The sequence below is a fragment of the Streptomyces sp. CNS606 genome (assembly GCF_000426325.1).
Window position 1 is genome coordinate 14,229 of record NZ_AUFD01000034.1, and the last position, 15,085, is coordinate 29,313.

A 15,085-nucleotide genomic window follows, 5' to 3' on the forward strand; every position below is an offset into this window, starting at 1 on the left:
TCGTACTGTAGCGCCTACGCGCGTAGACCGCCATGGTCGCCCGCGCGAGCCCCGGCGGGTCGTGAAGGTGCTGTACGAGGCGTCCCGCAGACGCGCGGGGTCTGCCATCGTGGCGCCCATGACTCAGCAGGCGTTGCCGGACCGAGTGCCGGTCAGGGAAGCGAGGTTGGGCAGACCCCGGGGCGGCGACCGTGCGGTGTGCGGCGTGGTCCTGCTGCTGCCGGGCGGCACCGCGCACAGCATGCGGCGGCCCTCGGCACGCGCCACCGCGGCGATGCTGCCGCTGGCCCGGAGGTTCGCCCGCACCGGACGGGAGGCGGACCTCGCGGTGCACGTCGTGCGCTACCGGTACCGGGGCTGGAACGGCGCCGAGGCGCACACGGCGGGCGACGCGGAGTGGGCGGTCGACGAGGTGGTGCGCCGCTACGGCGACGTGCCGGTGTGCCTGGCGGGCACCGACGTCGGCGCGCGGGCGGCGCTACGCGCCGCCGGGCACCCGGCAGTGGCCTCCGTCCTCGCCCTGGCGCCCTGGCTGCCCGACGGCCGGGAGGAGGAGCCGGTGAGGCAACTCGCGGGCCGCAGCGTACTGATGGTGCACGGCACCGACGACGCGCACAGCCACCCGGAGACGTCGTTCCGGCTGGCGGTGCGGGCGAAGAAGGTGAACGCGGACGTGTGCCGGTTCGAGGTGCACACCGACGGGCACGCGCTGTTCCAGCACCGGCAGGAAGTCGCCGCGCTGGCCGAGGACTTCGTCCTGGGCACCTTGTGCGAACGGGACTTCTGCCGGCCGCTCACGGACGCGATGGCGGCTCCGCCGCCGCTGGGCCTGCGGATGCCGCTGGCCACGGGCTTCGGCCGCTCGCTGCGCCGCTAGGGCCCGCCCCGGCGGATCTGCGAGGATCGGCCCGCGGCGCCTCGGATGCATGGCGTCTCCCCAGGTCCGCCAGGACCGTGGGGACGCATCGCCAGGCGGAGCACCGCAGCTCGCACTCGTCCGTACTCGCGCGAGGCGACAACGGTGGGGGCACCCCCGTGCCCGAAGGGCCACGGGGCGAAGTGCCGCAGCCGCCGCCGCGGGTCCGAGAGATCCGCCGCGCACGCTTCGGCCTGCCCCGGCGGATCGCCCGAGCCCCGCCGCGCACCTACGGCGCCCCTCCCCCGCAGCCCGTCGGGCCGGGGTGCCTCCCTGCCGGAGGAGTGGCCGCGGTTGTCGCGTCGCCGGGGGCGACCGGGTACGAGGGGCGTGCGTCGGCCTCGCGATGCGCCCCACGGCCCTGGCGGGCCTTGAGGGCCCCCTGGCTCCGACGCCCTGCGGGGCGGTCCCGGCGTGGCCCGGGGAGCCCTGCACCGACGGTGTGTTCCCGCCGGAGTTCCCCGCGCCTTCGGCGACGGGGAGGCGGACGGGAGCGGACAGGCGGGCTGGGCCGGACGTCAGCTCAGCAGCGAGCCGCGGCGGGCGAGGAGGAAGCGGCGGAACGCCGCGACCGGCGGGGGCTCGGGGTCGCGGCCGTCGATCCACGCGAGCCCGATCTCCCGCACCGCCCGCGGCGCGGTCACCGCCAGTTCCCGCACCCCCGGCCGGGGTACCGCCGGCGGGGGCAGCAGGGCGACGCCCAGCCCCGCCGCCACGAGCCCGCGGATGGTCTCCGCCTCCTCGCCCTCGAAGGCGATGCGCGGCTGGAACCCGGCCTGCGCGCACAGCGTCTCCAGGATGCGCCGCATCCCGTAGCCCGGTTCCAGGGTGACGAACGGCTCCTCGGCGGCCTCCGCGAGCCGGACCCGTTTGCGGGCGGCGAGCCGGTGGTCGTCGGGCACGACGAGCCGCAGCCGCTGTTCGTCCAGCCGCCGTGCCACCAGCCCGCGCGCGGCGAGTTCGGCGGTGTCCGGGATGGGCGAGGTGAGGCACAGGTCCAGGCCCCCGGCGGCGAGCCGTTCCAGCATGGCCTCGCCGTAGTTCTGCACCAGCGCGAACCGCACGCCGGGGTGCTCGGCGCGGAAGGCGCGGATCAGGCCGGGCACGGTCTCCCAGCCGAGGGTGTGCAGGAAGCCGAACGCGACCTTGCCCGTTGCGGGGTCGGCGTCGGAGCGCACGGACTCGGCGGCCTGCTCCACGGCGGCGAGCGCCCGTTCGGCGGCGACGCGGAAGGTGTGTCCGGCGGGGGTGAGGGAGACCGTCCGGCCGCGGCGGGCGAAGAGGGCGACGCCCAGGTCGTCCTCCAGCCGGGCCAGCGCCCGGCTGAGCGTGGACTGCGGGACGCCCAGCTCCTGCGCGGCGCGGGTGACGTGCTCGTGGCGCGCGACGGCGGCGAAGTGGGCGAGCCGGGGCGTCAGCTCCAGTCCCCAGTCGTGCCCGGTGTCCGGTGTCGGGGATGTCACGGAAATGTCTTCGTCGTTTCGGGTCGGTGACACGGGCGGCCCTCACCTCAGTTGATGCACTGGTGGAACGATTCTTGCAGTTTCGTGCATTGGACGCATGAGCGGGGACGGTCGTACGTTCGGGGCATGCCTTCTGCTGATACCAGGGCGTCCACCGGGGGAGTGGGCGCCGTACCCCCGCGCGCCGGTGCCCGGTCCGACGGCCCCGAGTCCACGAAGTACCGGCCGGGCGACCCCGGATACCGCCGGCTGAGCCTCGCGCTCTTCGCCGCCGGCCTGGTCGCGTTCGGCCTCCTCTACTCCACGCAGGCGCTGCTGCCGGCGATCTCGGCGGACCTGGGCGTCACCGCGGGCCGGGCGAGCTGGACGGTGTCCGGCGCGACGATCGGCCTGGCCGTCGCCGTGCTGCCGCTGAGCGCCGTGTCGGAACGGTTCGGGCGCCGCCGCACCATGACCGTCTCGCTGGCGGTCGCGGTGGCGCTCGCGCTGGTGATGCCGCTGGCTCCGTCGCTGGACGCGCTGACCGCGCTGCGCGTGGCCCAGGGCGTCGCGATCGCGGGGGTTCCCGCATCGGCCATGGCGTTCCTCTCCGAGGAGGTGCGGGCCCGGGCGCTGGTCGGCGCGGTCGGCCTGTTCGTCGCGGGCAACAGCATCGGCGGCATGTCCGGCCGCATCCTCACCGGCTGGGTCACCCAGATGTGGGGCTGGCGCGCCGCGCTGGCCGCGCTGGCCGTGGCGACGCTGCTGTGCGCCGTGGCGTACGCCGTACTGGCCCCGAGGGCACGCCACTTCACCCCGTCGCGGGTGAGCCCGCGGGCGCTGGCACAGACCGTGCGCACGCACCTGGCGAACCCGCTGCTGGTCCGCCTGTACGTCATCGGGCTGCTGTTCATGACCGTCTTCGGCGCGGTCTACACCGTGATCGGCTACCGCCTGGTCGGCGAGCCGTTCGGGCTGTCGCAGGGGCTGGCGGGCTCGATCTTCGTGATCTACCTGGTCGGCACGGTGTCGTCCGCGACGTCGGGCCGCCTGCACGGACGTCTGGGCCGGCGCGGCGCGCTGTACGTGGCGATCGTGACGACCACGACCGGGCTGCTGCTGTCCCTCGCGGACAGCCTGCTCGCCGTCGCGGGCGGCCTGGTGCTCATCACGGCGGGCTTCTTCGCGGGGCACGCCGTGGCGTCCGGCTCGGTGAGCCGCACGGCCACCGAGGGACGGGCGCAGGCGTCGGCGCTCTACCAGATGGCGTACTACCTGGGCAGTTCCGTCGGCGGCACGGTCGGCGCGCTGGCGTACCACGGCGGGGGGTGGCCGGCGACGGTCGCGTTCTCGCTCCTCGCGCTGGTCGGCGCGGCCGGCGTCACCCTCTACGCCACGCGCCGCGCCGTCCGCGCCCGCCGCGCGGCCCCGCTCGCCGCCTGAGCGGTACGGGATGCGGGCCCGTCGTCCTGTCCGTCGGGCCCGTCCTCAGTTGAGCGGGAAGTCGGCGGTGTCGATGTCTACGCCGAAGGGCTCCGGCAGCCGGATCGTGCCTCCGTACTCGACGGAGTCGAGCACACGGTAGGTGCCGCCTCGCGGCTCACCGAAGAGTGTGCCGGTGGGCTTGTCCGACTGCCACGGGTCGAGCAGGAGATAGAGGGGCACCTCGGCCTGAGCGTAACCATGCACCTTGCTGATCCGGTCGTGGTTCGCGTTGCCCCGCGAAGTGATCTCCACGACGAGCTGCGCAGCCTCCGCCGGTACGCGGTTCCCAGGGGCGTCGAGCACGTCGCGGGGAACGACGGCGAGGTCGGGAATGTACAGCCCTCGTTCGGTCGGCACTGTCAATCCCTGTGTCTGATAGACACCCCAGTCCGCAGGAATCACTGAGTAGAGCAGGCGCTGAACGAGTTCGGCGGTGACGTTGTGCGCGTTGGCGGGCGGTGGTGCCACGGTGACGATCCCCTCGATGATCTCCACCTTGCTGCCCTCGGGCGCCTTCGTGCCTTCCCAGAGGCGCACGGCGTCATCCCACCCGAAGCCGTCGTCCGGCCGGTGGTCGACGGGGAGTGCGGTCATGGCGGTCTCCTCTATCGATGCGTCACCGATGCCATCATGCCGAACGGGGCCGGTGGGGGTCCACCGGCCCCGTTCACCCGAACGAGAGCGTCGCAGGTCAGGCGATACGTTCCAGCACCACGGACGCCGGGACGTCCACCGCCGTGTCGCCGACGGCGAAGGCGTCGTCGAGCGCGGCGAGCGCGTAGTCGAACTTCTCCGGGGTGTCGGTGTGCAGCGTCATCAGCGGGGCGCCCGCCTCCACCCGCTCCCCCGGCTTGGCGTGCAGCTCGACGCCCGCACCGGCCTGGACCGGGTCCTCCTTGCGGGCGCGGCCCGCGCCGAGGCGCCAGGCGGCGACGCCGACGGCGTACGCGTCCAGTGAGGTGAGGACGCCGCTCGTCGGGGCGGTGACCACATGCTGCTCGCGGGCGACGGGCAGGTCCGCGTCGGGGTCGCCGCCCTGGGCGGCGATCATGCGGCGCCACACGTCCATCGCGGAGCCGTCGGCGAGCGCCTTCGCGGGGTCGGCGTCCGGCAGCCCGGCCGCGGCGAGCATCTCGCGCGCCAGCGCGAGGGTCAGCTCGACCACGTCCGCCGGTCCCCCGCCCGCCAGGACCTCGACCGACTCGCGCACCTCGAGGGCGTTGCCGGCCGTGCGGCCGAGCGGCGTGGACATGTCGGTGAGCAGGGCGACGGTCCGCACCCCGTGGTCGGTGCCGAGGCCGACCATGGTGGAGGCCAGTTCGCGCGCGTCCTCGACGGTCTTCATGAAGGCGCCGGAGCCGACCTTCACGTCCAGCACCAGCGAACCGGTGCCCTCGGCGATCTTCTTGCTCATGATGGAGCTGGCGATCAGCGGGATGGCCTCGACCGTGCCGGTCACGTCGCGCAGCGCGTAGAGCTTCTTGTCGGCGGGCGCGAGGCCGTCTCCGGCTGCGCAGACCACGGCGCCGGCGGAGTCGAGGGTGCCCAGCATCTCGGCGTTGCTCAGCGAGGCCCGCCAGCCGGGGATCGACTCCAGCTTGTCGAGGGTGCCGCCGGTGTGGCCGAGTCCGCGGCCGGAGAGCTGCGGGACGGCCGCGCCGCAGGCGGCCACGAGCGGAGCGAGCGGCAGGGTGATCTTGTCGCCGACGCCGCCGGTGGAGTGCTTGTCGGCGGTGGGGCGGGCGAGGGAGGAGAAGTCCATCCGCTCGCCGGAGGCGATCATCGCGGCCGTCCAGCGGGCGATCTCCGCCCGTGTCATGCCGTTGAGGAGGATCGCCATGGCGAGGGCGGACATCTGCTCGTCGGCGACGGCGCCGCGGGTGTACGCGTCGATGACCCAGTCGATCTGCTCGTCGCTCAGCGGGTGCCCGTCGCGCTTGGCGCGGATGACGGAGATGGCGTCCATGAGTTCCTTAAGCCGGGGAGGGTTCGTGGAGGCGGGCGGTCAGCGGGCGAGGTCGTCGGGCCCGAACGCGTCCGGCAGCAGCTCGGACAGCGGACGTACGCCGCGCGCGGTGTCCAGCAGCAGTTCGGGGCCGCCGTGCTCCCACAGCAGCTGGCGGCAGCGCCCGCACGGCATGAGGCGGGCGCCGTTGCGGTCGCAGCAGGTGAAGGCGGTGAGCCGGCCGCCGCCGGTCGCCACCAGCTCGGAGACGAGGCCGCACTCGGCGCACAGCGCGACGCCGTACGCCGCGTTCTCCACGTTGCAGCCGGAGACCGTGCGGCCGTCGTCGACGAGGGCGGCGGCGCCGACCGGAAAGCCCGAGTAGGGGGCGTAGGCCCGGGACATGGCGTCCCGGGCCCGCTCCCGCAGGGCCTCCCAGTCGGTGTCCGGAGCCTGCACGCTCACGTGCCCTGGCCCTTCCGGTACGGCTTGCCGATGGTCTTCGGCACCCGTAGCCGCTGGGTCGCCAGACACAGCACGAGGAGGGTGGTGATGTACGGGCTCGCCTCGACGATCTCGCGCGGCACGGTGTCGGTGGCGGCGTACCAGAGGGCGACGAGGATGCCGGACGCGACGGCGACCATGCCGCCGGTCCGCGAGCCCTTGTACAGCTTCCACAGGCCGTAGCCGACGAGCAGCACCGCGAAGACGAGCAGCAGCGCGTGGATGGTGGTGCCGCCGCCGCGGAGCTGGGTGCCGTCCATGAAGCCGAAGATACCGGCGCCCATGGCGACGCCGCCGGGACGCCAGTTGCCGAAGATCATGGTGGCGAGGCCGATGTAGCCGCGGCCGCCGGTCTGGTCCTCCTGGTAGTGGTGCACGTAGAGGGCCAGGAACGCGCCGCCGAGGCCGGCCAGCGCGCCGGACATGGTGATGGCCGCGTACTTGTACTTGTAGACGTTGACGCCCAGCGACTCGGCGGCGACCGGGTTCTCACCGCAGGAGCGGAGCCGGAGGCCGAAGGACGAGCGCCACAGGACGAAGAACGTCATCACGAAGAGTCCGGCGGCGAGCAGCGTCACCCAGGAGACGCTGTCGACGGCGGCGCGGGCGATGCCGGCGGTGTCGGAGACGAAGAACCAGCCCTGTTCCTCCAGTGAGGCGAGCCAGTCGGCCAGCAGGGGTACGGAGAACTCCGACATGTCCTCGATGGGCGGGGACTGCCGGTCGTTGCCGCCGGCCATGGCCGCTTCGCTGCCGGGGGTGCCGAAGAACTGCTTGGCGAGGAACTGGGTGGCGCCGAGCGCCAGGATGTTCACGGCCACACCGGAGACGATGTGGTCGACGCCGAAGGTGACGGTGGCCATGGCGTGCACGAGGCCGCCGAGCGCGCCGCCCGCCATGCCGGCGACGACCGCGGCCCACGGCCCGTACTGCCAGCCGATCCAGCCGGCCGTGAACGTGCCGATGATCATCATGCCTTCGAGGCCGATGTTGATGACGCCGGCGCGTTCGGACCAGAGCCCGCCGAGGCCGGCCAGGCCGATGGGGACCGACCAGCTCAGCGCGGTGGAGTAGGTGCCGAAGCCGGTGAGGCCGCCGACGCCGGTGATCTCGCGGAGCGTGGACAGCAGCAGCAGCGCGCCGGCGATGATGAGCAGGATCCACGGCCAGGACAGCCTGCGGCGCGGCGTGGTGTCCTTCCCCTTCGAGGAGAGGGACTCCGAGACCTTGGCGGAGAGGTTCGTGCTCACGCGGACACCTCCGCCTTGTCGTTCTTACGGGCCTGCTTGGCGAGCTGCTCGCCGACCGTGCGCTGCTGGCGGCGGAGGCCGTAGCGGCGGACGAGTTCGTAGGCGATGACCACGCAGAGGACGATGACGCCCTTCATGACCTCGACGGTCTCCGACGCGTAGTCCTCGATCTCCAGCCGGCCGCCGGTGCGGTCGAGGAAGCCCCACAGCAGGGCGGCGAACGCCATGCCGACCGCGTTGTTGCGGCCCAGCAGCGCGAGCGCGATGCCGGTGAAGCCGATGCCGGCGGGGAAGTCGTTGCCGTAGTTGTGGACCTCGCCCAGCAGGATCGGCATGCCGACGAGGCCGGCGGCCGCGCCCGAGAGCACCATCGAGGTGACGACCATCTTCTTCACGCTGACGCCGCTGGCCTGCGCGGCCGACTCGGAGCGGCCCACGGAGCGCAGGTCGAAGCCGAAGCGGGTGCGGTTGAGCATGAACCAGTAGCCGAGGCCGACGGCGGCGGCGAGGAGGACGAAGCCGTTGATCGGGTCGGGGCTGGTCGGCAGGAAGAAGAAGTGGCTGGACTCGGGAATGTTCGGGGTGTGGAAGAGGTTGCCGTCCTTGACCGCCAGCCGGCCTTCCTGGAGGAAGTAGCCGATGAAGGAGGCGGCGATGAAGTTCAGCATGATCGTGGTGATGACCTCGCTGACGCCACGGGTCACCTTCAGGAAGCCCGCGATGCCGGACCAGATCGCGCCGACGACGACCGCGACCAGGATGATCAGCGGGATCTGCACCAGCCCGGGCAGCGTCAGCGCGCCGCCGACGACGGCCGCGAAGAACGCGGCGATGCGGTACTGGCCGTCCACGCCGATGTTGAAGAGGTTCATCCGGAAGCCGATGGCGACGGCCAGCGCGGACAGGTAGTACGGGATCGCCTTGTTGATGATCCAGACCTGGCTGTCGCTCTTGGAGCCGTAGTCGAGCATCACCGAGTAGGCGTAGAGCGGGTCCTTGCCGGTGGCCAGCAGGACGATCGAGGTGATGACGACGGCGGCCACGAGGGCCAGCAGGGGGGCGGCGAGGCCGAGGATCAGGCGGTTCTTGTCGAGCTTGAACGACTTCACAGCCGCTTCCCTCCCTCGCCCGTCTCGTCCTCGACGTGCTCGAGGTGGCCGCTGGCGGCGCCGGTCATGGCGGAGCCCAACTCCTCAGGGGTGATGGTGGCGGGGTCGGCGTCCGCGACCAGGCGGCCGCGGTACATCACCCGCAGGGTGTCGGAGAGCCCGATCAGCTCGTCCAGGTCGGCGGAGATCAGCAGGACCGCCAGTCCTTCGCGGCGCGCCTCGCGGATCTGGTCCCAGATCTGCGCCTGCGCGCCGACGTCCACGCCGCGGGTGGGGTGGGCGGCGATCAGCAGCTTGGGGTGGTGGCTCATCTCGCGGCCGACGATCAGCTTCTGCTGGTTGCCGCCGGAGAGGCTGGCCGCGGTGACCTCGATGCCGGGCGTCCGGACGTCGTAGTCCTTGACGATGCGCGCGGTGTCGGTGCGGGCGGCCTTGATGTCGAGGAGTGCGCCGCGGCTGTTGGGCGCCTCGGTGACGTGGCCCAGCATGCGGTTCTCCCACAGCGGGGCCTCCAGCAGCAGGCCGTGCCGGTGCCGGTCCTCGGGGATGTAGCCGATGCCCGCCTCGCGGCGGGTGCGGGTGGGCCGGTGGGAGATGTCCTGGCCGTCGAGGGTGACGCTGCCGCCGTCGGGGTCGCGCAGGCCCATGACGGCCTCGACCAGTTCGGCCTGTCCGTTGCCCTCGACGCCGGCGACGCCGAGCACCTCGCCCTTGCGGATGGTGAAGGTGATGCCGTCCAGGACCGCGCGGACGCTGCCGTCCGGGTCGGTGGCGGACAGGTGCAGCCCGTCGACCTTCAGCATCTCGACGTCGGTGACGGTGGACTCGCGGGTCTCCGGGGACGGGAGTTCGCTGCCGACCATCAGCTCGGCGAGCTGCTTGGGGGTGGTCTCGGACGGGTGCAGGGAGGCGACCGTGGTGCCGCGCCGGATGACGGTGATGTCGTCCGCGACGGTCAGCACCTCGCCCAGCTTGTGCGAGATGAAGATGACGGTCAGGCCCTCGGCCTTGAGCTCGCGCAGGTTGTCGAACAGCGCGTCGACCTCCTGCGGCACGAGCACGGCCGTGGGCTCGTCGAGGATGAGGGTGCGGGCGCCGCGGTAGAGGACCTTGAGGATCTCCACGCGCTGCCGGTCGGCGACGCCGAGCTCCTCGACGAGCACGTCCGGGCGGATCGCCAGGCCGTACGCGTCGGACAGTTCCGTGATCTTCCGGCGCGCGCCGCCGCCGATGCCGTGCAGCTTCTCGGCGCCGAGGACGACGTTCTCCTGCACCGTGAGGTTGTCGGCGAGCATGAAGTGCTGGTGCACCATGCCGATGCCGCGCGCGATGGCGTCGGCGGGCGTACGGAAGGAGACCTTCTCGCCGGCGACGGTGATGGTGCCCTCGTCCGGCGCCTGCATGCCGTAGAGGATCTTCATCAGGGTCGACTTGCCTGCGCCGTTCTCCCCGACGAGGGCGTGCACGGTGCCGCGCCGGACGGTGATGTCGATGTCGTGGTTGGCCACGACGCCGGGGAACCGCTTGGTGATGCCGTGGAGCTCGACGGCAGGTGCGCTGTCTGCCGGTGGGCCGGCTGCCGTGGGGCTGCTGCTGGACGCTTCGATGACGCACTCTCCTCGGAGGGACCGGGCGAAGGAGTGAGGTGTGTGGGCTGGGCGGGTGACACGTGTCGTGTGGGGCGGGAGTGACGGTATCGCGCGAGGTGGCGTGCGAGGCACGCTACGCGCGTAGCGTTCCGTCGAGAAAGCGGGCCCGGTGCGGAGGGCGGTGCTGCGCCCTCCGCGCCGGGCCCACGCCGCGCGGGTCAGGTGACCCGGTCGAGCGGACCCGTCACTTCTCGGGGGTGTCGCTGACCTTGACCTCGCCGCTGGTGATCTTCGTCTTGGCCTCTTCGATCTTCGGCATGATGTCGTCGATGAAGCCGCCGGAGGTGGCGAGCGAGACGCCGTCCTCCTTGAGGGTGTACGAGTTCACGCCGGTGATCGGGTCGCCCTCGTGCACGCTCTTGATCAGGTCGTAGACCGCGACGTCGACGTTCTTCACCACGGAGGTGAGGATGACGTCCTTGTACTCCGCCAGGCCCGGCTGCTGGTACTGGTCGGAGTCGACACCGATCGCCCAGGCGCCGTCGCCCTCGTCGTGGATGGCCTCGATCGAGCCGGCGCCGGACTGGCCCGCGGCGCTGTAGACGACGTCGATGTCCCGGGAGAGCATCCCCTTCGCCTTCTCCTTGGCGGCGGCGGGGTCGTTGAAGCCCTTCGGGTTGTTCGGGTACAGGTACTCGGTGACGACCTGGACGTCCTTGCCCGTGTCCTTCACGCCCTGCGCGAAGCCCGCCTCGAACTTCTGGATCAGCGCGTTGTCCACGCCGCCGATGAAGCCGACCTTGTCGGTCTTGGTCTTCAGCGCGGCGGCGACACCGGCGAGGTAGGAACCCTCGTGCTCGGAGAACACCATGCTGTCGACGTTCTTCTCCTCGCCCTCGACCACGGAGTCGACGACGCCGAAGGTGGTCTTCGGGAATTCCTTGGAGACCTTCTCGATCGACTTCCCGTAGGCGAAGCCGACGCCGATGACCGGGTTGTAGCCGGCCGAGGCCAGCTGGGTGAGGCGCTGCTCGCGCTGCGACTCGGTCTCGTTGTTGCCGGCCGTGACGGTCTCGAGGGGGATGTCGAACTCCTTCGAGGCCTTCTCCGCACCGCGGTTGGCGGACTGGTTGAAGGAGTGGTCGTCGGCACCGCCGACGTCGAAGGCCAGGCCGATGCCCTTGTCCTTCTCACCGCTGCCCGACTCGGTGGAGCTCTCGCCACACGCGGTGGCCGTCAGCGCGAGGACCGCGGTGGCGCTGACCGCGGCTGCAAGCTTGGATACCCGACGCAAGAGGACGTTCCCTTCGTCTCTCGGAAGCGCCTCTTCCCGGCGCTGGCTGTTCCGGGTCAGATTAACGCGCGTAGATCTGGGGTAAAGCCCCGTCCGACGGCCGTTATCGGATCGGTGTCTAGCGGGTGTGCGCCGCCGGTCGGACACCCCTCCCACGGCCCCGGCGGGGCTCTGCGTCCGCGCAGGTCAGAGGGGCTACGGCAGGCGCCCGGCGCTGAGCAGCGCCGCAGCGGTGAACAGCTCCACACCCACGGTGATCGCCTTCTCGTCGGCGTCGAAGTCGCCCTGGTGCAGGTCCCGCCTGGTCCGGTCCCCCGGGGTCCGCACCCCGAGCCGCGCCATGGCGCCCGGCACCTGCTCCAGGTACCAGGAGAAGTCCTCGCCGCCGAGGCTCTGCTCCGTCGTCTCGACCGCGTACTCGCCGCCGCGCGCGACCATCGCGTCACGCAGCAGCTCGGTGCTCTTGACCTCGTTGACGACGGGCGGGACGCCGCGCACGTAGTCGATCGTCGACTTGGCCCGGTGCAGCGTCGCGACCTCGTCGATCGCCGCGTGCACCAGGTCGGGCGCCTCGCGCCAGGCGGGCAGGTCCAGGCAGCGCACGGTCGCCGAGAGCTCCGCCCGCTGCGGGATGACGTTGCAGGCGTGCCCGGACTCGATGCGCCCCCAGGTCAGGGACAGCCCGGAGCGGGCGTCGACCCGGCGGCCCAGCAGCGCGGGCACCTCGGTGACCAGCTTCGCGGCGGCGGTGACCAGGTCCGTCGTCAGGTGCGGTCTGGCGGTGTGGCCGCCCGGCCCGGTCAGCGACACCTCCAGGCGGTCGCAGGCAGAGGTGATCGGGCCGGTGCGCAGGCCGATTTTCCCGGCGTCCACACGGGGGTCGCAGTGCACGGCGATGATCCGGCCGACGCCGTCCAGCACGCCGCACTCCATGGCGTCCGTGGCGCCGCCCGGCAGCACCTCCTCCGCCGGCTGGAAGATCAGCCGCACGGGCCGCGGCAGCAGGTCCCGCTTCGCCAGCTCCGCCAGCACCAGCCCGGCGCCGAGCACGACGGTGGTGTGCACGTCGTGGCCGCAGGCGTGCGCCCGGTCGGCGATCGTGGACCGGTACGGCACGTCCTTGGTGTCCGGGATGGGCAGCGCGTCGATGTCCGCCCGGATCGCGAGGGCGTCCCCGCCGACCTCTCCCCCGATGTCGCAGATCAGGCCGGTGCCGAGGGACAGCGTCCGGGGCTCCAGCCCCGCCTCCTCCAGCCGCGCCTTGATCGCGGCGGTCGTGCGGAACTCCTGATGCCCGAGCTCGGGGTGCATGTGAAGGTCGCGACGGAAGGCGACGAGCTCCTCACGGAGGGACTCCGGCAGCGTTCCGGGCAGTGCGGACATGCCGACGGCCGCTGCCGCCGGCTCCGGGGACAGGAGTTGGTTCATGTCCGGAGCGTAGGCCCATCCATGGGGCGACTGACAGTTGATCACCGAAATTTCATCCCCGCCAGCGACCGAAAACTACGCTGCGAGGCGGTTACGGCCACTCTGGGTTGGGTAGGCCTCTCGTTTTTCCCCGAGTACCCCGCACACGGCCCCTCAGTAGTGGTACCGCGCTCGACCCCTGGTCGACCTCCCGCGCCACCATGCCGACGGTCACCCTCCGCAGAGGAGTGTGACCGAATGTCGTCTTCATCGGGCGCAGGATAAGATGCGCCCAATGAAGATTTCGCCGTCACTGCTGCCACTGCTGCGTTCCCGCCTGCAGGGGGAGCTGCTGGCGCTCGTGCTCCTGCACCCGGAGTGAACCGCTCCGGGGTGGGTGGAGGCTCTATGGACTGAGCCCTTTCCAACCTCACGCTGACGCGTGATGGAGGACGAGAACGGCCTGGACGATCGCGGTGATGCGGTTGGTACTGCAGCGAAGTTTCCGCAGGAGGCGCCAGCCCTTCAGAGTGGCCATGGACTGCTCGCCGAGGCATCGGATCTTGGCGTGCGTGCTGTTGTGCCGACGCTGCCACCGCTTGAGGCGACGGCTGCGGAACGGGACGCGGACGAGATGGCCGGCTCCCTGGTACGCCTTGTCCGCCCAGCACTTCAGTTCGGCCGTGGCGAGTGCTCCGATGATCCCGTGGGTCCGTGCGGCGGTCAGGTCGTGGACGGACCCGGGCAGGGCGGGAGACGTCCACAGCAGCCGACCGAACGGATCGTTGAGGACCTGGACGTTCATGCCGTGGCGCTTGTTCTTCCCAGAGTAGTACGGGGTGTCGGCGGCGATCCGGTCGATCAGCAGGAGGGTACCGTCCAGGATCACGAACGCCTTGGTCCGGATGGTCCTCATCGCCTCGGTCAGGGTCGGCGCGAGGGCGGCCCGGCCAGGACGTCGATGACCTCGCGTATGTAGCGGTAGACGGTCGCGACGCCGATGCGGAACCCGGCGGCGAGCTGGGTGTAGGTATCTCCGCACCGCAAGTGAGCCAAGGCGAGCAGGGCCTGTCGGTCCGCAGGCAGACGTCGCCAGCGCGTGCCGATCTCCCGCCGCCGAGCACACAGTTGAGTGCTCAGGTAGCGCAGGGTGCGGCTGGACAGGTCGATCGACGACGGGTAGACAAGCACACGAGCACCTGGCGGACGGTGGATCTTGGTCGTGAACCCGTCTACCAGGAGCTTCGTCGTACCGCAGCTCCTTCCAACACGCCACCAGCGCCGTCAGGTTGGAAACAACTCACTGACTCCAGCCGCCGGTTGCGGCTGGTGCTGAGCGTAATAGGTGGCTTCGCATTCGGCGGGCGGGATGTCGCCGATCGCGGTGTGGATGCGGTGGTGGTTGAGCCCCTGCCGAACAGCGAACCGAAACTGCGGGCCGTCCTCGACAAGCTCACGGCCAAGTTCGGCAGCGTCCTGGTGATCGTGGACCAGCCCGCCTCCATCGGCGCCCTGCCCCTGACCGTGGCCCGGTACGCGGGCTGCCAGGTCGCCTACCTGCCCGGCCTGGCCATGCGCCGGATCGCCGACCTCTACCCCGGCGAGGCCAAGACCGACGCCAAGGACGCCGCCGTCATCGCCGACGCCGCCCGCACCATGCCCCACACCCTGCGCACGCTGGACGCGGGCGATGAGACCACGGCCGAGCTGACCCTCCTGGTCGGCTTCGACCAAGACCTGGCCGCCGAGGCCACCCGCACCTCCAACCGCATCCGCGGCCTGCTCACCCAGTTCCACCCGTCGCTGGAACGCGTCCTCGGCCCCCGCCTGGACCACCCCGCCATCACCTGGATCCTGGAGCGCTACGGCTCCCCACAGGCTCTGCGCAAAGCCGGCCGGAGCAAGCTCATCGAGCTCATCCGCCCCAAGGCCCCACGCATGGCCACCCGGCTCATCGACGACGTCTTCCACGCCCTGGACGAGCAGACCGTCGTCGTCCCCGGCACCGGCACCGGCACCGGCACCCTGGACGTGATCGTGCCGTCCCTGGCGAAGTCCCTCGCCGCAGTTCACGAACAACGCCGGGCGCTGGAGACGCAGATCGAGGCCCTCCTGGAGGCCCACCCTCTTCACCAGGTCCTGAC

12 protein-coding genes and 1 pseudogene are annotated in these 15,085 nt (G+C 71.6%); 3 read left to right on the top strand and 10 right to left on the bottom strand.

Features of this window, described 5'->3' with window-relative positions:
* Positions 1-118: 118 nt before the first annotated feature.
* Positions 119-877, top strand: coding sequence for an alpha/beta hydrolase (locus tag K304_RS0119390; protein WP_078529378.1), 759 nt, complete (start codon positions 119-121; stop codon positions 875-877).
* A 557-nt stretch (positions 878-1,434) separates the two neighbouring features.
* On the opposite strand, the gene K304_RS0119395 is transcribed toward K304_RS0119390, so the two are convergent.
* Positions 1,435-2,379, bottom strand: a complete 945-nt coding sequence (locus tag K304_RS0119395) for a LysR family transcriptional regulator (RefSeq protein WP_051308637.1) — start codon at positions 2,377-2,379, stop codon at positions 1,435-1,437.
* Between the two features lie 126 nt (positions 2,380-2,505).
* Here K304_RS0119395 and K304_RS0119400 point away from each other — a divergent pair, with 126 nt between their 5' ends.
* Complete coding sequence (locus tag K304_RS0119400) at positions 2,506-3,801, top strand: MFS transporter (RefSeq protein ID WP_027765111.1); 1,296 nt, start codon at positions 2,506-2,508, stop codon at positions 3,799-3,801.
* 45 nt (positions 3,802-3,846) lie between these two features.
* Here K304_RS0119400 and K304_RS0119405 read toward each other — a convergent pair whose 3' ends face one another.
* The 9 genes and pseudogenes from K304_RS0119405 to K304_RS30005 all read right to left on the bottom strand — a co-directional run bounded on the left by K304_RS0119405 (position 3,847) and on the right by K304_RS30005 (position 14,132).
* A complete protein-coding gene (locus K304_RS0119405) occupies positions 3,847-4,437 on the bottom strand; it encodes a Uma2 family endonuclease (protein WP_027765112.1) in 591 nt (196 codons plus the stop codon).
* A gap of 97 nt (positions 4,438-4,534) precedes the next feature.
* The gene (locus K304_RS0119410; RefSeq protein ID WP_027765113.1) at positions 4,535-5,809 is read right to left on the bottom strand and encodes a thymidine phosphorylase; all 1,275 of its coding nucleotides are present in this window, start codon (positions 5,807-5,809) and stop codon (positions 4,535-4,537) included.
* A 39-nt stretch (positions 5,810-5,848) separates the two neighbouring features.
* On the bottom strand, positions 5,849-6,253 hold the full coding sequence (locus K304_RS0119415) for a cytidine deaminase (protein WP_027765114.1): 405 nt from the start codon (positions 6,251-6,253) through the stop codon (positions 5,849-5,851).
* On the bottom strand, positions 6,250-7,542 hold the full coding sequence (locus K304_RS0119420) for an ABC transporter permease (protein ID WP_027765115.1): 1,293 nt from the start codon (positions 7,540-7,542) through the stop codon (positions 6,250-6,252). The genes K304_RS0119415 and K304_RS0119420 overlap by 4 nt, the downstream gene beginning before the upstream one ends.
* A complete protein-coding gene (locus K304_RS0119425) occupies positions 7,539-8,651 on the bottom strand; it encodes an ABC transporter permease (protein ID WP_027765116.1) in 1,113 nt (370 codons plus the stop codon). Before K304_RS0119425 ends, K304_RS0119420 begins: the two co-directional genes overlap by 4 nt.
* Positions 8,648-10,258, bottom strand: a complete 1,611-nt coding sequence (locus K304_RS0119430; protein ID WP_106965632.1) for an ABC transporter ATP-binding protein — start codon at positions 10,256-10,258, stop codon at positions 8,648-8,650. Before K304_RS0119430 ends, K304_RS0119425 begins: the two co-directional genes overlap by 4 nt.
* Positions 10,259-10,484: 226 nt before the next feature.
* Positions 10,485-11,534, bottom strand: a complete 1,050-nt coding sequence (locus K304_RS0119435; protein WP_027765118.1) for a BMP family ABC transporter substrate-binding protein — start codon at positions 11,532-11,534, stop codon at positions 10,485-10,487.
* 195 nt (positions 11,535-11,729) lie between these two features.
* Positions 11,730-12,962, bottom strand: a complete 1,233-nt coding sequence (locus K304_RS0119440; protein ID WP_027765119.1) for a M20 family metallopeptidase — start codon at positions 12,960-12,962, stop codon at positions 11,730-11,732.
* 409 nt (positions 12,963-13,371) lie between these two features.
* Positions 13,372-14,132, bottom strand: a pseudogene (locus K304_RS30005) (transposase family protein).
* 195 nt (positions 14,133-14,327) lie between these two features.
* On the opposite strand from K304_RS30005, the gene K304_RS30010 reads away from it, so the two are divergent.
* Positions 14,328-15,085, top strand: a 758-nt coding sequence (locus K304_RS30010; RefSeq protein WP_486591734.1) for an IS110 family transposase, incomplete at its 3' end; no start/stop codon positions are given.

Coding starts and splice junctions, on each gene's coding strand:
- K304_RS0119405 (WP_027765112.1), bottom strand. CDS start 4,437: ATGACCGCACTCCCCGTCGACCACCGGCCGGACGACGGCTTCGGGTGG.
- K304_RS0119400 (WP_027765111.1), top strand. CDS start 2,506: ATGCCTTCTGCTGATACCAGGGCGTCCACCGGGGGAGTGGGCGCCGTA.
- K304_RS0119390 (WP_078529378.1), top strand. CDS start 119: ATGACTCAGCAGGCGTTGCCGGACCGAGTGCCGGTCAGGGAAGCGAGG.
- K304_RS0119440 (WP_027765119.1), bottom strand. CDS start 12,962: ATGAACCAACTCCTGTCCCCGGAGCCGGCGGCAGCGGCCGTCGGCATG.
- K304_RS0119410 (WP_027765113.1), bottom strand. CDS start 5,809: ATGGACGCCATCTCCGTCATCCGCGCCAAGCGCGACGGGCACCCGCTG.